We start from the raw sequence: 20173 nt of genomic DNA on the forward strand, positions 1-20173 counted from the left end.
GGTTTTGGCTTCGGATGACGCATCATAACCACAGATTGGCAATTGGCTAGATGGCCTTGGTCATTGACTTTCTTCTTTGCCACCGGGAAGGAAAGACAAAAGAGCTGGGGTGTTTCGTGGCTGAAAAGAAGGATGTGGTCATCATCGGCGCCGGTGCCGCGGGCATGATGTGCGCCATCGAAGCGGGCAAGCGCGGCCGCCGCGTGGCTGTGCTCGACCATGCCAAGGCACCCGGCGAGAAGATCCGCATCTCGGGCGGTGGCCGCTGCAATTTCACCAACATCCATGCGGGGCCGAAGAATTTCCTTTCGGCCAACCCCCATTTCTGCAAGTCGGCACTGGCCCGCTACACGCCGCGTGATTTCCTTGCGCTGGTCGAAAAGCATGGCATCGCCTGGCATGAAAAAACGCTCGGCCAGCTCTTCTGCGACCATTCGGCCAAGGACATCATCAGGATACTGCTTGCCGACATGCGCGAGGTGCATGCCGAGTTGCGGCTGGAGACAACGATCGAGAGCGTTGAGCGCCACGGCGCGGGCTTCCGCGTCATGACCGGCGAGGGGCCTATCGATGCGCAGTCGCTCGTCATAGCCAGCGGCGGCAAGTCGATCCCGAAAATGGGCGCGACCGGGCTCGCCTACCGGATCGCCGAGCAGTTCGGCCTTGGCATCGTTGAAACGCGGCCTGGTCTCGTGCCGCTGACCCTCGATCCGGCCCAGCTCGAAACGATCGGCGAATTGGCGGGGGTTGCTGCCGATGCCGAAGCCCGGATCGGCAAAGCGGCCTTTCGCGAGGCGGTGCTGATCACCCATCGTGGGCTCAGCGGCCCGGCGATCCTGCAGATCTCATCCTATTGGCGCGAGGGGCAGGAGATCGAGCTCAGGCTGATGCCCGATATCGACATCGCCGCGATCCTCAAGGAGATCCGCCGCACCCACGGCAAGCAGGCGGTGCAGACGGCGCTTGGCGATATCCTGCCACGCCGGCTCGCACAGTTTTTCGCCGATGGCGCGAAGCTCACTAGCCGTCAGCTGGCTGACCTCTCGGACAAGACGCTCAATCAGCTTGCGGCATCGATCCAGGCCTGGACGATCAAGCCCGCCGGCTCCGAGGGTTATCGTACCGCGGAAGTCACGCTCGGCGGCGTCGATACCAATGGGCTTGATTCCAAGACGATGCAGGCAAAGGCGGTGCCGGGGCTGTATTTCATCGGCGAATGCGTCGATGTGACCGGCTGGCTCGGCGGCTACAATTTCCAATGGGCCTGGGCATCGGGCTTTGCTGCCGGGCAAGATGCCTGATCTCCCCGCTTTTGGTGGCGCGCGCTTCAGCGATTGTTAACGGGTCTGATCGAACCTTGTTTATCGTCGGCACAGCCGGCGGTTGGTGAGATCGGATTGTCACATAAACGGAAATAACACTGTTTCCATTTTTTTGACTTTCCTCCGCCACGGCATGGCTGCAATATAATGTGACTGGCAAGCCGGTTCATCCGGGCCGATGTTTGCCGGTGAATGTGACAAGGACAGGATGCCATGAACCAACCACGCCGCCGTCCCCGCGCCATCGCGATCGCCCGCACCGATGAAAGCCGTCAGCAGAAGGCCGCGCTCACGCGCCTCGCCCTGATCGCTTTCTTCGCCGTAGCCGCACTTGCAGCCCTTCCGGCTCTTTGGTTCTGATCTCAGGCGACCGGCCCGAGACGGCCGGTTCCTTGGGCGCAGGTGAAGCGCCCCCGCGCCCCTTCGGATTTTCTGCCGTAGGTGAAACGCGCTTATATAAATTTTAATCGTTCAAAACAGATAGTACGACGATGTGAGTTTCGTCAGGTTCGCGTTGCCTGGGGGTGGACGCGAATCCGCAATGATTGCCGACGGACTTGCGGCGTGCGCCGTATGATTTTCCGAAAAACATCAGCCTGTTTGCGCATCGGGTGGCTCTCGATCGCTCGCGCCTTCACGCCCTGTCGTTGAAGGCGGAGACGTCTCGAGCTGCCGGGGGAGGCGAATGCGAGCTGCGAGCCAAGGTGTTTTCAATGTTCATTGATAGAATTCTTGCCCGTTTCAAGATCCAGACGAAGGTGCTCTTTTTCATCCTGCCTTTCGTCGTCAGCATCTGTGCCGTCGGTATCACCGGCCTCTATGCATCCGGCCTGCTTCAGGGCCGCATGGAGATCTCCAACAGCGTGCTGCAGACATTGAGCGGCTTCAAGGATGTCTATGCGGGCATGAACGCCTTCCTGCATTCGACGACCGAGGAAACCAGGCAAGCCGTCCAGTCGAAAATTTCGACCCAGAAGGACGTGCTTGCGGCGACGGCCGCACAGGTCGCCGGCCAGAGCGGCCAGGACGAACTGACGGCTGCAATCGCCGCGACGAACGACATCGAGGCGCGCATCGACGGTCTCTGGAAGCTGCATGTCGGCGAACAGGAACTGCGCACGGCGATGGCTGCGAACCTCGATGCGCTGCTGATCGAGCGCTCCAAGATCAACGAGGAATCGAACCGGCTGCAATATGCCGTGCGGAAAAACGAGAACGCCGCCAAGACCATGCTGCGCGAAGCCGAAAAGCTGATGCGCGCCAGCCGCTTCTTCAACGAGTTCGGCACCGAGGTCAGCAAGGCGATCACCGTCGACGACAAGCTGAAAGCGGTCAAGGAACGCTTCCCGATGATCGGCCGCACCGAGCGCGATATCTTCCGCCTGCTGCCGAAGGATGAGAAGTCGCTTGCCGAAACGATCACGTCGGCCTCGAGCGAGATCGGTTCGCTGCTGAAGGCGCCGGCCGGCCCGGAGACGCTTGCCGGTATTTCCAAGTATGTCGACCGCTTCCGCACCGCGAGCTTCCGCCTTGAGGCGGCGTCGGTCGGCAAGATGCGTGACGCGACGCGTATCTTCGCCGAACTCGACGAGCAGATCGTCACGACGGAATCGGTGTTGACTGCCACCCGCCGGCTCGCGGCTTCGATCACGGACATCCAGATTTCTGCCGCCACCTTCATGGGCCAGACGAACGAAGAGAACCGCCAGAAGCTGCTCGACAAGTCGCTTGCCGTTCAACAGAACATGGCGACGCTGCGTGGCGTTGCCAGCGACGGCGCGTCCTTCGACAAGATTGCCGATACGCTGATGCCGATCCTGACGTCGATGAAGAAGGATGCCGCAGCGCTCGTCGAAATCACCGTCAAGCGGACCAGCGACTTCGACGCTGCCGGCCAATCGATCGATCAGATCTGGGGCGACCTTACCGGCTTTGCGGAACAGCAGAAGGTGGCTGCCGGAACGGAACGCCAGGAGGCAAACCAGATCTCGGTGGCGGCGACCGTCGCCGGCGTCGTCATCGCGCTGCTCGCCGGCATTGCGTTGACGCTGACGCTGAAGAAGCCGATCGGTCAGATCACCGCTGCCATGCGTCGCCTCGCCGATGGCCGTCTCGACACGGCGATCGACGGCGATGCTCGTCGCGACGAGATCGGTGACATGGCGCGCGCGCTCGGCGTCTTCAAGGAGAACGCGCTTTCCAAGGTGCGCATCGAGGCCGAGAGCGAAGAACAGCGGACCCGCGCCGAAATCGAGCGCAGCCGCAACGATCACGAAAAGCGCGAACTCGACCGTCAGATCGATCTGGCCGTCACCGAGCTTGCCGCCGGCCTCGGCCGTCTCGCGCAGGGCGACCTCTCGCGCCAGATCGAGGTTCCGTTCCACGGTCGTCTTGAACAGTTGCGCGAAGACTTCAACGGCTCGCTGATCCGCCTGCAGGACACGCTCTCGCAGATCCGGGCCAATGCGCAGGCGATCCAGGAAAGCGGCTCCAGCATGCACCATGCCGCCGACTCGCTCTCGAAGCGGACGGAGGCCCAGGCGGCATCGCTTGAAGAAACCGCCGCCGCCGTCGACCAGATCACCGTGACGGTTCGCTCCTCGGCCGAGCGTGCCGGCGAAGCCAACCATGCCGTGATCCAGACGAAGCGCAGCGCCGACAGCTCGGCGACCGTCGTTACCAACGCGATAGCGGCCATGGGACGCATCGAGGAGGCCTCGCGCCAGATCGAGCAGATCATCGAGGTGATCGACGATATCGCCTTTCAGACGAACCTGTTGGCGCTGAATGCCGGCATCGAGGCGGCGCGCGCAGGGGAAGCGGGCAAGGGCTTTGCCGTAGTCGCCCAGGAAGTGCGTGAATTGGCGCAGCGGTCGGCAGAGGCTGCGCGCGAGATCAAGGGTCTCATCAACAAGTCGACGAACGAGGTCAATGCCGGTTCGCACCTGGTCAAGGAGACGGGCGAAGTGCTGGCATCGATCAGCGCGCAGATCGTCACCGTCAGCCAGCATGTCGAGATGATCGCGACCGCAAGCCGCGACCAGGCCGTCGCCTTGAACGAGGTCAACGGCTCGGTCAACCAGATGGACCAGATGACGCAGCAGAACGCTTCCATGGTCGAGGAGGCGACGGCGACGAGCCGGTCGCTCGCGCACCAGGCGGACACGTTGATGATGCTTGTCGAGCAGTTCCGGCTGGAGCCGGAGGCAGACGACTACAATTACCGCGCCGCCTGAGGCGTCGGGCTATCGAATTCGCTGATGGCGGACGTTCCGCCATCCGGCGAAGGCACGGCAAACCGGTATCGCCGTGCGATATAACAAGGGCAGGGGCTAACATTGCACCGCGTGGCCGCAGGGCTCCGCGGTGCTCTTTTTTTCAGCGCCAAGGTGTCTTGTGCGCCGCTCGGCAATTCGGACGGTCAGGGCGTTGAAAAGGCGGCGAAGATATCCCGGCGGCTTCGGATCGAAATCTGCGTCCCAACGCCGGTTCTTCAGGGCCATGTCGGCGATATAGACCATTGCCATCATTTCCATAGTGATGCTCCTCATTGGTGGGCATCATCTCCTTTATGCAGCAAAAGCAGTTTTACATACACAGAATGTCGGCCTATGTTTTTCAGAAATGAAAAACCTAGATTGGGATATTTACCGCTGTTTCATGAGCGTGGCGCGCACCGGCGGCCTGACCGGCGCCGCACAGGCGCTCGGTTCGAGCCCTGCTACAGTCGGACGGCGGATGCTGGAGCTCGAGGAGCGGACGGGCCGGGCGCTGTTCCTGCGCAGCCAGACCGGCTACCAGCTCACCGGCGATGGCGAGCTTCTTTTCGAACAGCTTCAGGAGATGGAAGCGGCGGCGCGCCGGGTCGAGAGCTGGCGGCGCGAGGGGGAAGGCGCGACTGTCCGCATCACCGCCGGCACCTGGAATGCCTGGCTGCTTGCCGAAAATTTCCCGGCGCTCTGCAGCGAGAGGGATGGTTTCAGCCTGGCGATAACGGTCGGCGAGACGCGCGCCAGCCTTGCCTATCGCGAGACCGACATCGGCATCCGCGCTTTCGAACCCGAGGAAGCCTATCTGGCGGCCAGCCTGGTTGGTGACGTCGCCTACGCAGCCTATCGCCAGAAGAACGCGCCGGCAGCTGCCAACAGCCGGTGGGTAGCCGTGGGGGAAGAGGAGGCGATCTCGGCCTATCTTCGCTGGCCCCATCAGCAGGCAGAGGGCAGGATCGTCGCGACGATTACACGGCCGCGTTCGCTTCTGGACCTCGCCCGTGCCGGCGCCGGGTGTGCCGTTCTTCCCTGTTTCGTCGGCGATCTCGATCCGTTGCTGGAACGGGCCGGCGAGGAGATCCCTGCGCTTCGGCACCGGCAGTGGATCGTGATGAACAACGAGGACAGGCACCGAAGGGAAATCCGCACCGTAGTCGACCGGATGACGAGGCTTTTGCGCAGCCATGCGGACGTCTTTGCCGGAAAAAGGCCGCGTCGCGGCTGAGCGTAGGTGGAGCAAAATCAAGTTCCTGCCGACGGCTGCAGGAGTGCAAAGTTGCACGACGGCGCTTTGCTCAATGCATCAGGAGCTTGACGAGGGCAGCCTGCGAGTTGACCCGGGTCTTGGCATAGATGCTTTTCAGCTGCGTACGGATCGTCTCATAGCTGACGCCATTGGCATGCGACATCTCCTTCAGCGTCAGGCCTGCGGCGACGCCGGAGGCGATGCGGATTTCGGCCGGCGTAAGGCCGTAGCTGTCTTTCAGGTGGTCGAGGCGTTGATCGCGAACGAGTGAGGTCGCCGGCTCGATCAGCACCGCGACGGTCGGCCCATCGAGAAGCTCGGTGAAGATACTGGCGCTTCGCCGAACCAGCGTGATCCGAAAGGCACCGTCCTCTGCTGTCCTGACGACGCGAACCTGCGGTTGCGCCGGGGCACCGAGCGGTGAGGCCAGAAGCCCCAGCGTCGCATTGGTCTCAGGCTCATCCATGAACAGGCGCCCGTTGATCGTAACGCGAAACGGAGAGCCCTTCGCCGCCATTCGTTCGGCGTTGTCGTTCATCGAGCGGATGCGAAGGTTGTCGCCGACATAGATGACACCGACGCCGATCGTATCGAGCAAGGTCCGGCCTTCATGTTGTTCGGCCATCATCAGGTCGCGACGCCGCAGGAAGTCGAAGGCGCGCTTAAGATGGGGGGCAAGAAGGGTGTACTGATCGGCCGCCTGCTGGTTGAGATCTTCGTCCGTCGACGACGTGCAGGTCGATACCAGTAGCGTGCGGGTCGGGCTGCGCACGATGGTTACGCCCACGGTGGTCTCGCAACCGGTCTGGCCCTTCAGCCAGTCATTGTAGAATTCCGACTTGATGAGGTCCGCGCGGGAGACGATGTGCTCGCCGGAGAGCCCGCGCCCCACCGGCACGAGCACCGATTTCGGTATCCACGGATTGATCGCCGCGAAGTGGTTGTTGAATTGGTCGATGGCATCAGGGGTAAAGCCGGAGACATAGGGTACGCATGCCGCTGGCGATGTGAGATCGTGGTAATGGAGCGCGGAGCGCCCGTCGGGCATCGTCGTCGTCAGCCGGTCGAGAAAGTCCTGCCAGCTGCAGTCGCCAAAGGCGGCGCCGTAGATCAACTCCGTCAATTCGGTCGTATCGGCAGCTTTCGTCGATCGATACATGCGTGCCCCTACCTAAGATAGGCTAGGCTAATATAACCCGCTGTAAGCCGATTGATCAACTTGAAATGGCAGCTCAAGGCAGAGGTTGTTTCACGATTCGGTGTCGCAACGCCGAATGGCCGGCATTCCCGCCGGCCATCCCGATCTCGTGCAACGTTGTATCTTCGCCGCGATAGGTGTGGTATTCAACTTGAAATTGCTATCGATACTCTCATTGCGGCCAGTGGCTGAAATGAAGCTAACGAGAGCAAACTCACCGCAAGCGTCATCGCAACGAGTGTCATGGCCTGCCCTGGGTCACGATGACCGGGATCAGAAGGTCGCCCCAGTTGCCTTCACCACCGTGATGGCGGGCCGAGCGGACGAGCTCGACCGATACGCCGGCATCGACGGCCTTCATGACGGACTGGTTGAGGCGGTGCAGGTCGTTGGCGACCATGCGGATCGCTGCCTGTTGGTCCGGGGTCATCGCCGAAGACTGTTCCTCGGCCCGTTCCTTGACGCGTGTCTGGACTGTCATTGGACTTCTCCTTGAGGTTCGAGGTTCTGAGTTGTTCGGGGAGCGCGGCGGGCAGGGATTGCCACGCTCCCCTTCCGTTCACTCTGCGGCCGGGCGGAACTGGTCGTGCTCGGTCGATTCTTTCATGGCGGTTGTCGAGGACTGGCCGCCGGTTATCGCCAGCGACACGGCGTCGAAGTAACCGGTGCCGACTTCGCGCTGGTGCTTGGTGGCGGTGTAGCCGTTGACCTCGGCGGCGAATTCCGCCTCCTGCAGCTCCGAATAGGCAGCCATCTGTCTCGCCTTGTAGCCGCGGGCCAGTTCGAACATGCCGAAGTTCAGCTGGTGGAAGCCGGCAAGCGTGATGAACTGGAACTTGTAGCCCATCGCGCCGAGCTCCCTCTGGAACTTGGCAATGGTCGCGTCGTCGAGGTTCTTTTTCCAGTTGAACGACGGCGAGCAATTATAGGCGAGCAGCTTGCCCGGATGCGCCTTGTGCACGCCCTCGGCGAACTTGCGGGCCTGTTCCAGGTCCGGCTTGGACGTCTCGCACCAGATGAGATCGCAATGCGGCGCATAGGCAATGGCGCGCGCAATGCAGGGCTCGATGCCATTTTTCACCTGGTAGAAGCCCTCGACCGTACGGCCGGCGTCATAGTCGACGAAAGGACGGTCGCGCTCGTCGATGTCCGAGGTCAGCAGCTTCGCCGCTTCCGCATCGGTACGGGCGATGACCAGCGTCGGCGTGCCCATGACGTCGGCGGCAAGTCGAGCCGCGTTCAGGTTGCGAATATGGGCTGCCGTCGGGATCAGCACCTTGCCACCGAGGTGGCCGCACTTCTTCTCCGACGCGAGCTGGTCCTCGTAGTGGACGCCGGCAGCACCTGCCTCGATGAAGGCCTTCATGATCTCGAACGCATTGAGCGGACCGCCGAAGCCGGCTTCGGCATCGGCGACGATCGGCGCGAACCAGGTGTCGACCGAAAGGCCCTTGCCTTCGGAGGTCTCGATCTGGTCGGCGCGCTGCAGCGTGCGGTTGATGCGCTTGGCAAGCTCCGGCGCTGCATTGGCCGGATAGAGCGACTGGTCCGGATACATCGCCGAAGCGGTGTTGGCATCGGCAGCAACCTGCCAGCCGGAGAGATAGATGGCCTTCAATCCGGCACGGACCATCTGCATGGCCTGGTTGCCCGAGAGCGCGCCGAGCGCGTTGACGAAGTCTTCCTCGTGAATGAGTTTCCACAAGCGGTTCGCGCCCATTTCGGCCAGCGAATAGCGGATTTCGACCGACCCGCGCAGCCGCTTCACGGTCTCCGCGGTATACGGGCGTTCGACGCCATCGAAGCGGCCTTGCGGTGCGCTGGGAACGAGCTTGTAAAAATCAGTCATTGCATCCTCCTGTCAAAATCGGACATCCATTCGACTTTTGTCGTACGGCGCGTTGTGTTTCGAGTTCATGTGACAGTTTTTACATTGCGCTGCGGCAATCGGCTATTGGAAACAATGAAATGGCTGGATCAAAAGGGTTATCTTGTCTTGCCTTTGACAAGGGCGCGAAGTAAATTTGTAAAGACTGTAAAGCGGCGCATGCTTTGTGGATTGTAAAGGTAGTTACAAATGGCCGAGAACAAGATCTTCGCCGGTCCGCGGGTCAGGCGCATTCGCAATGGTCTGTCACTGACGCAGACGGCCATGGCCGAGGCGCTCGGCATCTCACCGTCCTACCTCAACCTGATCGAACGCAACCAGCGGCCGCTGACGGTGCAGCTGCTGTTAAAGCTGGCGTCGGTCTACAAGGTCGATCTCGATGAATTGCAGGGAGAAACCGGCGGCAGCCTCACGCAATTGCGCGAGGTTTTTGCCGATCCGCTGCTGTCAGCCGAATTGCCCGGGGAGCAGGAACTGATCGAGGTGGCGGAAGCCGCCCCCAATGCCGCGGGCGGTGTCGTCAAGCTCTATCGTGCCTATCGCGAGCAGGCAGCACGCCTCAAGGACCTCGCTGACCTGCTGGCGGGGCAGGGGCATATGGAGGCGCTTTCGGGCACGCGGCTGCCGATGGACGAGGTGCGCGAGACCTTCGAGGCGCGGCCCAATCATTTCGCTGCGATCGAGGCCGCGGCGGAAACCTTTCACGAGGCGCTGTCGCCGGGCGATGATCTCGTGGGCGCGCTCAAGGACTGGCTGAAGAAGGAGCACGGCCTGGTGGTGCGCAGCCTGCCGGTTCATGCCATGCCCAATCTGCGCCGCCGCTTTGACCGGCATTCCATGCGCCTTTTCATCTCCGAGCGGCTGTCGCCCTATGATCAGTTGCGAGAGATCGCCATGGAGGCGGTGTCGATCGCCTGTCACGAAGCAATCATCGCCGAACTCGAGCCCTTGCGTTTCTCGACCGCGGAGGCGCGCCGTATCGCCCGCTTCGAGCTGGCGCGCTATGGCGCGCATGCGCTGATGATGCCCTATGCCGCCTTCCTCGCCGCCGCGCAGCGCGCGAAGTATGATGTCGACGTGCTGCGTGCCCGGTTCCAGGTCTCCTTCGAGCAGGCCGCCAATCGGCTGACCATGCTGCAGCGGCCGGGCGCGCAAGGCGTGCCCTTCTTCCTGATGGAGATTGACAATGCCGGCCACCGCTTGCGTCGGGCCGGCGCATCGGGCTTCCCGCAGGCGAAGTTCGGTGGCGGCTGCCCGAAGCTCAACATCCACGCTGCCTTCTCGGTGCCGGCGCAGGTGCTGGTGGATCGTGTCGAAATGCCCGATGGCGCCGCGTTTCTGACGATGGCGCGCACATTGGATGGTCCGCAGGCGGCGTTCCAGGAGCGCGTTCGGCGCACGGCCCTGCTCCTCGGTTGCGAAGCTTCCTTCGCCGATGAGGTGGTCTACGGCACGGCCTCGTCGGCAGCGGTCGCGGTTGGTGCCGCCTGTCGGCTCTGCGAGCGGCAGGGCTGTCTGGCGCGCGCCGAACCGCCGGTTACACGGCCGCTCGGGCTCGACGAGATGGCGACCGGGCTCAGCGTTTTCGATTTTCAGTAACTGACGGGGTGCTGGTTCGGCAGCAGCGGCGCGTTCGGCCCGAAACATTCGGCCGGAAGGCCGGTCGTGTAGCCACGGGTGATGTGGGCCGTGGCCGCATAGGCCTTGTTGCGCATCAAGATCGCGTGCAACTCCGGCAGATTGTAGAAGGGCACGCCCGGATAGAGATGGTGCTCAAGGTGATAGTTGATGTTGTGGGGGGCGAAGAACAGCTTTTCCCAAGAATACGGATAGACCGTGCGTGAACTCGTCAACTCGTCACGATAGTCCATGCTGCCGAAATGCTCGGCGACGCTGCGTATATAAAGGAACAGGCAGAAGAAGGTGAGGAACGGCACCACCCAGTAGAGTGCCACTTCCCGCCAGATGCCGAGGAGCGTGAAGATCGCCGCGGCGGCCACGTAGAAGCCGATGCGCAGCAGCTTGTATCGAGGCGTCGAGCGATCGTTCTTTCCCATGCGCTTGGCCATGTGCAGCATGTCGCGCAGCGAATTGACCGCGACGAGGTAACCGAGCAACTGCATGATGCCGCGGGCAAGCTTCTGCGGGAAGGTGAATTGCGGCATGCCGAGTTTCGCGGTCCAGTCCGGATCCTCGTCGGTATTGGCATGCCGGTGGTGGGCGAGATGGTTCTGGCGATAGCCGTCGACGGTGGCAAGCACCGGCCAGGCAAGCAACAGGTCGCTCATCCAGTCGCTGACCTGCCGGTTGCGGATGATACGGTAGTGCGCCGCCTCGTGGATCATGCAGCCGAGCGCATGCATGCGTCCGGCGATCAGCACCACGGCGACCAGATAGACGAGGGGGTTTCCGGCATATTCGCTGACGGCGATCGCGGCTGCGATCATCGCCCAATCGAACGCGATTGCACCCAACGCCTTTCGCGGCTCGAGCACCGAAAGGCGTTTCAGTTCCTTGGGTTCGATCCTGCGGTTCCGTCCGCTCATGGCCCTTTCGCCAACGATCTTTTCGCCCATCGCAATACCCAAGCCTTGATCTGCAACCGGCGAGAAACTCGCACGGTGATCATGGTTAATCAATTGTAAACGTCGGTCCGTACATGTCGAGCATCGACATGGTTAACTGCGGCAGATTGCATCGCTCGGTTTACGTGGCGGCACGGCATTCGCCATAAGTGCCCGATTTTCCTTGGCTTGTGAAAAGCGCAGACCGTTGCGGCCGCGCCTTGTATTGGCACGAAAGCGCTTGAGGTTATCGAGAAACATGCCTAACCTCCGGCCCTGAGCGAAGCGATTGGACGGTGTCCCGGCATGCTGGGCCCGCAATGAAAAATCAAAAGGGGAGTTGTATGTCCAAGCTCATCGTCACAACCCTGGCGGCAGCCGTACTGGCCGGTTCGACCATGCTGGCCTCGGCGCAGGAGCGCGTGGTTAACGTCTATAACTGGTCGGATTACATCGATAGCAGCATTCTTGAGGACTTCACCAAGGAAACAGGCATCAAGGTCGTCTATGACGTCTTCGATTCCAACGAGATCCTGGAGACCAAGCTGCTCGCGGGCGGTTCGGGCTACGACGTCGTCGTGCCGACGGCGACCTTCCTGCAGCGCCAGATTGCTGCCGGCGTATTCCAGAAGCTCGACAAGTCGAAGCTGCCGAACCTTTCGAACATGTGGGACGTGATCATGGAGCGTACGGCCAAGTACGATCCGGGCAACGACTACGCCGTCGATTACATGTGGGGCACGACGGGCATCGGCTACAACGTCGAAAAGATGAAGGCGATCCTCGGGACGGACGAAAAGCCGAGCTGGGACGTACTCTTCAAGCCGGAACTGGCCGCGAAGTTCAAGGATTGCGGCATCCACGTCCTCGATTCTCCGACCGACGTCATGCCTTCGGCGCTGGCCTATCTCGGCCTCAATCCGGATAGCCACGACGCTGCTGACCTTGAAAAGGCTGCCGATCTTCTGGCGAGCATCCGTCCCTACGTGCGCAAGTTCCATTCGTCGGAATACATCAACGCGCTCGCCAACGGTGACATCTGCCTTGCGCTCGGCTTCTCGGGCGACGTCTTCCAGGCCCGCGACCGCGCGGCCGAGGCCAAGGCCGGCGTAACCGTCGACTATGCGATCCCGAGCCAGGGCGCCCAGATGTGGTTCGACATGCTGGCAATCCCCGCCGATGCCCAGCACGTCGAGGAAGCGCACGCGTTCCTGAACTACATGATGAAGCCGGAAGTGGTGGCCAAGGCCTCGAACTACGTCTTCTACGCCAACGGCAACAAGGCCTCGCAGCAGTTTCTCGACAAGGCGGTGCTCGAAGACAGCGCCATCTATCCCTCGGACGAGGTGATGCAGAAACTGTTCACGGTGACGCCCTTCGAGGCGAAGCAGCAGAGGGTGTTGACCCGACTCTGGACAAAGGTCGTAACCGGCCAGTAAGAGCGGAAACGAATTGCCCGGACCTCAAAATCCGGGCAATTTTCTTAATGGGCGCCGGGGAAAACAAGAGCGCCCGATCGGCTGTATCATTCGGGGATAGATGATGAAGTCTCTCGGCAGTATCCGGCGGTCCTTTGCCCCCTGGGCGGATCCCGCTTCCAAGCCATTCATTTCCTTCAAGAACGTCACGAAGAAGTTCGGCGATTTCGTCGCGGTCGACGACCTTTCGCTGGATATCTACACGCGCGAGTTCTTTGCGCTGCTTGGCGCATCGGGCTGCGGAAAGTCGACGCTCCTGCGCATGCTCGCCGGCTTCGAACAGCCAACCTCCGGAGAGATCATTCTCGACGGGCAGAGTCTCGCCGGCATCCCTCCCTACCGGCGCCCGGTCAACATGATGTTCCAGTCCTATGCGCTCTTTCCGCACATGACGGTCGAGAACAACATCGCATTCGGCCTGAAGCAGGACGGCATGCCGAAGGCGGACATCGCCGCGCGCGTTGCGCAGATGCTGAAGCTCGTCAAGCTCGAGAAGTTCGCCCAGCGCAAGCCGCATCAGCTTTCCGGTGGCCAGCGCCAGCGCGTCGCGCTTGCCCGCTCGCTCGCCAAGCGGCCGAAGGTGCTGCTCCTCGACGAGCCGCTTGGCGCGCTCGACAAGAAGCTGCGTGAGGAGACCCAGTTCGAATTGATGGACCTGCAGCAGGAACTCGGCCTTACCTTCGTGGTCGTCACCCACGACCAGGAGGAGGCGATGACCATGGCCGACCGCATCGCGGTCATGAGCCACGGCAAGGTCATCCAGGTCGCGACCCCGGCCGAGATCTATGAGGCGCCGAATTCCCGTTTCGTTGCGGACTTCATCGGCGACGTCAACATTTTCGAGGGGGCGGTCGCTGGAGCCGAGGGCGGCTATGTCCGCCTTGAAGGCACGAATGGTTTCCCCATCCGCATGGCGTCCCCCGAAACGCCGGCCACAGGCGGCAAGTCGGCCGTTGCCGTCCGTCCGGAAAAGATCCGCGTGGGCCGGCAGCCACCGGCCCACGCCCCCGTGAACACTGTCCAGGGCGAGATCTGGGATATCGGCTATCTCGGTGACATGACCGTCTTCCATGTGCGCCTGAAGGATGGACGCGTGATCAAGGCATCGTCGCTGAACGCGGTGCGCGCGGCTGAGGATCCGCTTGGTTACGACCAGGAAGTCTGGGTTTCCTTCGGCGAAGACGCCGGCGTCGTTCTGAAGGATTGAGACCATGACACGCGTCGCATCCGCTGTCTTCAGCCGCCTCGTCATCATCATCCCCTATGCCTGGCTGCTGTTTTTCTTCCTGATCCCCTTCTTCATCGTTTTCCGTATTTCGTTGTCGCAGACGGCAGTGGCGATGCCGCCCTACACCCCGGTCTTCGACCTCTTCGGTGGCCTGTCGGGAATCCTTGAAAAGGCGCGGGAGTTCTCGTTCGACAACTATGTCTGGCTGACGGAAGATGTTCTCTACTTCAACGCCTATGTATCGAGCGTCATCATCGCGGCGATTTCGACTGTCCTGACGCTGCTGATCGCCTATCCGGTCGCCTACGGAATGGCGAAGGCGCCGAAGACCATCCGGCCGACGCTCTTGATGCTGGTGATCCTGCCGTTCTGGACGAGCTTCCTGATCCGCGTTTACGCCTGGATTGCGATCCTGAAGCCCGAGGGGCTGCTCAACCAGTTCCTGATGAGCGTCAACGTCATCGACCAGCCGCTGATCATCCTCAACACCAATTGGGCGATCTATATCGGCATCGTCTATTCCTATCTGCCTTTCATGGTCCTGCCGATCTATTCCTCGCTGGAGAAGATGGACCACTCGCTGACCGAGGCTGCCCTCGATCTTGGGTGTACGCCGTTCACCGCCTTCTGGCGGGTGACCTTCCCGTTGTCGCTGGCGGGCGTGGTCGCGGGCTGCCTGCTCGTCTTCATCCCCGCGGTCGGCGAGTTCGTTATCCCCGATCTGCTCGGCGGTTCGGAGACGCTGATGATCGGCAAGACGCTCTGGAACGAGTTCAACGCCAACCGCGACTGGCCGGTTTCTTCGGCCGTGGCGACGATCCTGCTTCTGATTCTGGTGCTGCCGATCGTCTACTTCCAGAACGCGCAGGCGAAAGCCGATGGCGAGGGGAGGTAGGTCATGGGCAACTGGTCACGTTTCAACATCGCCTCGATCGTGCTCGGCTTTGGATTTCTGTATCTGCCGATCGTGCTCCTGGTGATTTTCTCCTTCAACGAGTCGAAACTGGTCACGGTCTGGGCCGGCTTTTCGACCAAGTGGTACGCGCAGCTCTGGCACAATCAGGCACTGCTCGATGCCGCCTGGGTAACGATCCGCGTCGCGCTGATCTCGGCGACCTGTGCAACCGTGCTTGGAACGCTCGCGGCACTGGCGCTCGTTCGCTACACGCGTTTCCGCGGCCGCATGCTGTTTTCGGGCATGGTCTATGCGCCGCTCGTCATGCCCGAGGTGATCACCGGCCTGTCGCTGCTGCTGCTCTTCGTCGCCATCGGCCTCGACCGCGGCTTCTGGACGATCACGCTGGCGCACATCACCTTCACCATGTGCTTCGTCGCTGTGGTGGTGCAATCGCGGCTGCTCAGCTTCGACCGATCGATCGAAGAGGCAGCGCTCGATCTCGGCGCCACACCGGTCACGACCTTCTTTGCGATCACCTTGCCGGTCATCGCACCGGCAGTGTTTTCGGGCTGGGTGCTGGCCTTCACCCTGTCGCTGGATGATCTCGTGATTTCGAGCTTCACGACGGGGCCGGGGGCCACGACCCTGCCGATGAAGATCTACAGCCAGGTGCGGCTCGGTGTGACGCCGGAAATCAATGCGATCTGTACGATCCTCATCGGCGTTGTCGCAATCGGGGTCGTCCTTGCCTCCATCGTCACCAAGCAGCGTGAAGCTCAGCGCGAGCGAGACGAGCGGGCAGCCTTCGCTCAAACCTGAGCGGGAGCTGTCGCCACGCTTGGCGTGGTTCGGCATTTGTCCGTTGTGAACCGCAAACCAACGGCCGGTGTCCTACTGCATGTTTCCTTTGATCCTAGCCGATTGAAGGACAAAAACATGCAGCAATTCAAAGTGCTACAGCGACCTTTGCGCGTCCAATAAGACGCGCCGCGCTGTAGACGCCGGCCGTTTTCAGTTGGGTTCGCCGAGGACCGACAGAGGCGAGATCACCGCATTCGGCCAGGATCCGCCGACGAAGAAGCGCAGCCTTTGTCCGGCATTGAGCATGTCGATGAACGTGCCGGCGAGCGCCAGGCTGCCGGTGCGATAGGGAATGACGCCATTGACCGAGAGACTGCCGGTTTGGCCGGTGAAAAGCGCCTGGTTCAGCCGCGCCGACCCCTGGCCGAAGCTCGCTTCGATGTCCGCCCTCTGGAAAGCGAAGCTGCCATCGCTTGCCTGAGCCAGCGAGAAGAACTCGCCCGCCCTGACCAGGTCCGCGAAGGCGTTCGCGTCGAAGCCGGAGAGGCTGCCGTTGGCGAGCGAGAGCCTGATGCGGCCCGAAGCCTCGGCCGCCTGCTCAGTCCAGAACGGATGCTCGGTCACCAGATCGAAGTTGACGTTGCCGCGGCCGGTCGGGATCGGGCCGGTAAATCCGAAGTCTGCAAGCGCTGCGGCGAGGTCGGCATTCTTCAGGACAAGCTCCAGCTTGCCGCCCTTCGCCAATCCCGCTTCCGAGACGGCGATCCGGCCGCTGAGCCGGCCATTGGCGTAGGTACTGTCGGCGATGTCGATGGAGGCACGCCCGTGGTCGACGATAATGCCGGCCGCAAGGTCCACCAGCCGCAGCGGGCCGATCAATGCCTCCTGCGCCGATAGGCGGACGTCAGCGCGCCAGGTCCGCGCGAAAGCGTCCCCGAGCTGCTTGGCGACGTCGTCGGGCTCCACCGGCAATTGATCGATGAGTGGTTGCAGCCCGTTGAGGCTGATATGGTCGAAGGCGAGCGTGCCCTCTATGCGGGGTGTATCGTTGGCTGATGTGGAGACGTCGAGAACACCGGTTGCATTGGCGCCGCCCAGGGCAAGCTGCAGCTCGTCGAATTTCAACGAGCGATCACTTGTCGTGACATTGGCGCTGAGGTTGATGCTGCTGTCGGGCAGGGTGCGATCGGTCTTGCCCTGATACCAAGCGGCAAGCGTTTGCAAGGATGCCGTCGAAAGCTGGAGCCGGCCCGAACTGATCGGCGTCTGCGAGAGACTGCCGATGCCTTCGAAAGAGAGATTCAATGGCGTCGAGGCAAACGATGTCCTGAGCGTCGTGTTGCGGCCGGCAAGCAGAGCCAGTGGCTCGTCGCAGTCGAGCGTCCAGGTCACCGGCTGTCCACTGAGGCTGCCCGAGAACTGCGCGCCCAGAGGCTCGGAGAACGATGGCCACTTGACCGTTCCGGAGATGCCCGAGAATTCGCGGGTCTGATTGGTGATGAGGTCGATGACCTGCAGGCGTCCGTTTTCCACCGTGACGTCGCCGAAGGGCGTATCGTCTCCGGAAGTCGGTCGCTCCGGCGACGTCAACCAGTGCGGGCGTTGCCAGTTGAGCGTGCCGTCTGTCCGTCTTTCCAGCGTGACGACCGGTTCGATCAGACGGATGTCCTCGAGGTCCGGGTCGCCATCGATCGCCGAAAGCAGGCTGAAGGACGCGGTTATGCTGCCGATATGCGCGAGCTTGCGTGACGTGCCATCTGCCGTCTCGATTGTCGCGGCGCGAAGCGTGAGGGTCGGTTCGGGCCAGAAGCTGATCTCGGGATTGCCAGCGATCCGGCTTTTTCCACCGGACCAGGCGTCGAGCATGTGTTCTACAGTCGGGCGCACGTCGGCGGTGGAGATCACCAGAGGCAGCGCGGCGTTGTAGGCGACGGCAAGCCCCACACCGATCGCTGCGGCCCAGAGGAAGTGGCGACGGCTGAGCGGCGACCGCAGGCGTGCGTCGCGCATCTTATGCAGGAAATTCCGTGTCATGTCTGCCTGGTCGCCATCGCTTGGATCACGCATGTTGGATAGGCCTTCGATCTTCAGAAATCAAATGCGATGGACAGGAAACAGACAGGTAAATGTCGTCTGCGCGATGCCGGGGTGACTGCAGGTACTGTTTATTTTGCGATGCAGCATGGTATAGAGAGCGCGGAGCAGGAGTGGAGGAAAGCATGCAAGCAGAGCAGCCGTTGTGGGTTCCGAGTCCCGAGATCCGTGTGCATAGCCCCATGGCTGAATTTATCGCCTGGTGCAGCGAACGCTTCGGCAGAACCTTTGCGGATTATGACGCGTTCCATGCATGGTCGGTGGCCGAGCGTGGTGACTTCTGGACCGCAGTCTGGGAGCATTGCAATGTCATCGGCGAGCGCGGCGCGACCGCTCTCGTCAACGGCGACCGGATGCTCGATGCCCGTTTTTTCCCCGAAGCGAAGCTGAACTTCGCCGAAAACCTGCTTCGCGAAACCGGTGACGGCGATGCGCTCGTCTTCCGCGGCGAGGACAAGGTCGACTATCGCCTGTCGTGGAATGATTTGCGTGCCCTTGTATCGCGCCTGCAGCAGGCCTTGAATGCGCAAGGTATTGGCCCTGGCGATCGCGTCGCGGCGATGATGCCGAATATGCCGGAAACCATCGCGCTGATGCTGGCGACCGCCTCGATCGGGGCGATCTGGTCCTCCTGTTCTCCCGATTTCGGCGAGCAGGGCGTTCTCGATCGCTTCGGCCAGATCGCGCCGAAGCTGTTCATCTCCTGCGATGGCTACTGGTATAACGGCAAGCGTCAGGACGTCGACGCGAAGGTGCGCGCGGTCTCCGCAAACCTAGCCGTGCCGGTATTGATTATCCCCTATGCTGGCGACAGTGCGGCGCTTGCGGCCTCGATCGCGGGCGGCAATACGCTTGGAGAATTTATCGCTCCGTTCGAGGCGAAGGCGCTGACCTTCGAACGGCTGCCGTTCAGCCATCCGCTCTATGTGCTGTTTTCGTCGGGCACGACGGGTGTTCCGAAGTGCATCGTGCATTCGGCCGGCGGAACCTTGCTGCAGCACCTGAAGGAACATCGCTTCCACTGCGGCCTTCGTCGCGGTGAAAAGCTCTTCTACTTCACCACCTGCGGCTGGATGATGTGGAACTGGCTGGTCTCGGGCCTGGCGGTCGGCGCCACGCTTTGCCTCTTCGACGGCTCGCCCTTCTATCCCGATGGCAACGTGCTCTTTGACTATGCCGCTGCCGAAAGGTTCGCTGTGTTCGGCACCTCGGCCAAGTACATCGATGCGGTCCGCAAGGGCGGTTTCGTGCCGGCCAAGACTCATGACCTCTCGACCCTGCGGCTGCTCACCTCCACCGGTTCGCCCTTGTCGCCGGAGGGCTTCTCCTTCGTCTATGAAGGGATCAAGTCGGACGTCCAGCTCGCTTCGATTTCCGGTGGCACGGATATCGTCTCCTGCTTCGTGCTCGGCAATCCCTTGAAGCCGGTCTGGCGCGGTGAGATCCAGGGCCCGGGCCTCGGGCTGGCTATCGACGTCTGGAACGATGACGGGCAGTCCGTGCGTGGTGAAAAGGGCGAACTCGTTTGCACCAAGGCGTTCCCGTCGATGCCGGTGATGTTCTGGAACGACCCGGAAGGCGCCAAGTATCGTGCCGCCTATTTCGAACGTTTCGACAATGTCTGGTGCCATGGCGACTTTGCCGAGTGGACACAACATGGCGGCATCATCATCCACGGTCGTTCCGACGCGACGTTGAACCCCGGCGGCGTGCGCATCGGCACCGCGGAAATCTACAATCAGGTCGAGCAGATGGAGGAGGTTGCAGAAGCCCTCTGCATCGGGCAGGACTGGGAAGACGACGTGCGCGTTGTTCTCTTTGTTCGGCTCGCATCCGGTGTCGCGCTGACCGACGATCTGACCAAGGCGATCAAGAACCGAATCCGCGTCGGGGCGTCGCCGCGCCATGTGCCGGCGAAGGTGATCGCGGTCGCCGACATCCCCCGCACCAAGTCTGGCAAGATTGTCGAACTCGCCGTTCGTGACGTCGTGCACGGCCGTCCGGTGAAGAACAAGGAGGCGCTTGCCAACCCCGAAGCGCTCGACCTTTTTGCGGGGCTCGAAGCCCTTAAGAATTGAGGGCGCGTTAACTTGTTGGCGCTCCCGGAATTAACCAAGCCTTCAGACTTGCTGAAAAATCACTAAAATTGCTGAGTCGCCTGGTAAGGTCTTGTTAAGAATTGGGGGC

17 protein-coding genes are annotated in these 20173 nt (G+C 61.7%); 10 read left to right on the top strand and 7 right to left on the bottom strand.

The features are described from left to right. The first annotated feature begins 116 nt into the window (after positions 1-116). From PWG15_RS01690 to PWG15_RS01700, 3 genes are all read left to right on the top strand, one after another. Positions 117-1301: a BaiN/RdsA family NAD(P)/FAD-dependent oxidoreductase gene (locus PWG15_RS01690; RefSeq protein WP_275022773.1), complete on the top strand. Its 1185-nt coding sequence runs from the start codon at positions 117-119 to the stop codon at positions 1299-1301. Positions 1302-1535: 234 nt separating this feature from the next. After that, positions 1536-1682: a hypothetical protein gene (locus PWG15_RS01695; protein WP_275022774.1), complete on the top strand. Its 147-nt coding sequence runs from the start codon at positions 1536-1538 to the stop codon at positions 1680-1682. Between the two features lie 353 nt (positions 1683-2035). After that, positions 2036-4558: a methyl-accepting chemotaxis protein gene (locus tag PWG15_RS01700; protein WP_275022775.1), complete on the top strand. Its 2523-nt coding sequence runs from the start codon at positions 2036-2038 to the stop codon at positions 4556-4558. 96 nt (positions 4559-4654) lie between these two features. Here PWG15_RS01700 and PWG15_RS01705 read toward each other — a convergent pair whose 3' ends face one another. Continuing rightward, entirely contained in the window at positions 4655-4858 is a 204-nt protein-coding gene (locus PWG15_RS01705) for a hypothetical protein (RefSeq protein ID WP_275022776.1), read from the bottom strand. Between the two features lie 88 nt (positions 4859-4946). Between PWG15_RS01705 and PWG15_RS01710 the strand changes: the two genes are divergently transcribed. After that, a complete protein-coding gene (locus PWG15_RS01710; protein WP_275022777.1) occupies positions 4947-5816 on the top strand; it encodes a LysR family transcriptional regulator in 870 nt (289 codons plus the stop codon). Positions 5817-5886: 70 nt separating this feature from the next. Here PWG15_RS01710 and PWG15_RS01715 read toward each other — a convergent pair whose 3' ends face one another. The 3 genes from PWG15_RS01715 to aceA all read right to left on the bottom strand — a co-directional run bounded on the left by PWG15_RS01715 (position 5887) and on the right by aceA (position 8884). Further along, on the bottom strand, positions 5887-6996 hold the full coding sequence (locus PWG15_RS01715; protein ID WP_275022778.1) for a helix-turn-helix transcriptional regulator: 1110 nt from the start codon (positions 6994-6996) through the stop codon (positions 5887-5889). Between the two features lie 280 nt (positions 6997-7276). Beyond that, positions 7277-7516, bottom strand: a complete 240-nt coding sequence (locus PWG15_RS01720; RefSeq protein ID WP_034800815.1) for an SMc00767 family acetate metabolism repressor — start codon at positions 7514-7516, stop codon at positions 7277-7279. Positions 7517-7594: 78 nt separating this feature from the next. Beyond that, entirely contained in the window at positions 7595-8884 is a 1290-nt protein-coding gene (gene aceA, locus PWG15_RS01725) for an isocitrate lyase (RefSeq protein ID WP_275022779.1), read from the bottom strand. 228 nt (positions 8885-9112) lie between these two features. On the opposite strand from aceA, the gene PWG15_RS01730 reads away from it, so the two are divergent. Continuing rightward, positions 9113-10522 (top strand): helix-turn-helix domain-containing protein, encoded by a 1410-nt coding sequence (locus PWG15_RS01730; RefSeq protein ID WP_275022780.1) that lies wholly within the window; start codon positions 9113-9115, stop codon positions 10520-10522. Here PWG15_RS01730 and PWG15_RS01735 read toward each other — a convergent pair. Further along, entirely contained in the window at positions 10516-11469 is a 954-nt protein-coding gene (locus PWG15_RS01735; protein WP_275022781.1) for a fatty acid desaturase family protein, read from the bottom strand. The genes PWG15_RS01730 and PWG15_RS01735 overlap by 7 nt on opposite strands. A gap of 132 nt (positions 11470-11601) precedes the next feature. After that, entirely contained in the window at positions 11602-11748 is a 147-nt protein-coding gene (locus PWG15_RS01740) for a hypothetical protein (RefSeq protein WP_275022782.1), read from the bottom strand. A gap of 83 nt (positions 11749-11831) precedes the next feature. On the opposite strand from PWG15_RS01740, the gene PWG15_RS01745 reads away from it, so the two are divergent. The 4 genes from PWG15_RS01745 (at position 11832) to PWG15_RS01760 (ending at position 15910) form a co-directional block, all read left to right on the top strand. Continuing rightward, a complete protein-coding gene (locus tag PWG15_RS01745; RefSeq protein WP_275022783.1) occupies positions 11832-12926 on the top strand; it encodes a polyamine ABC transporter substrate-binding protein in 1095 nt (364 codons plus the stop codon). A gap of 103 nt (positions 12927-13029) precedes the next feature. After that, the gene (locus tag PWG15_RS01750) at positions 13030-14172 is read left to right on the top strand and encodes an ABC transporter ATP-binding protein (protein ID WP_275022784.1); all 1143 of its coding nucleotides are present in this window, start codon (positions 13030-13032) and stop codon (positions 14170-14172) included. A 4-nt stretch (positions 14173-14176) separates the two neighbouring features. Then, positions 14177-15088: an ABC transporter permease subunit gene (locus tag PWG15_RS01755; protein ID WP_275022785.1), complete on the top strand. Its 912-nt coding sequence runs from the start codon at positions 14177-14179 to the stop codon at positions 15086-15088. Between the two features lie 3 nt (positions 15089-15091). Then, positions 15092-15910, top strand: a complete 819-nt coding sequence (locus tag PWG15_RS01760) for an ABC transporter permease subunit (protein WP_275022786.1) — start codon at positions 15092-15094, stop codon at positions 15908-15910. 192 nt (positions 15911-16102) lie between these two features. Here PWG15_RS01760 and PWG15_RS01765 read toward each other — a convergent pair whose 3' ends face one another. After that, positions 16103-17926 (bottom strand): AsmA family protein, encoded by a 1824-nt coding sequence (locus PWG15_RS01765; protein WP_275024482.1) that lies wholly within the window; start codon positions 17924-17926, stop codon positions 16103-16105. A 185-nt stretch (positions 17927-18111) separates the two neighbouring features. On the opposite strand from PWG15_RS01765, the gene PWG15_RS01770 reads away from it, so the two are divergent. Next, positions 18112-20064 carry an acetoacetate--CoA ligase gene (locus PWG15_RS01770; protein WP_275022787.1) on the top strand — a complete coding sequence of 651 codons (1953 nt, stop codon included), beginning with the start codon at positions 18112-18114 and terminating at the stop codon, positions 20062-20064. The last annotated feature ends 109 nt before the right edge of the window (positions 20065-20173 follow it).

The organism is Ensifer adhaerens (assembly GCF_028993555.1).
GTDB classification, from domain to species: Bacteria; Pseudomonadota; Alphaproteobacteria; order Rhizobiales; family Rhizobiaceae; genus Ensifer; species Ensifer adhaerens_I.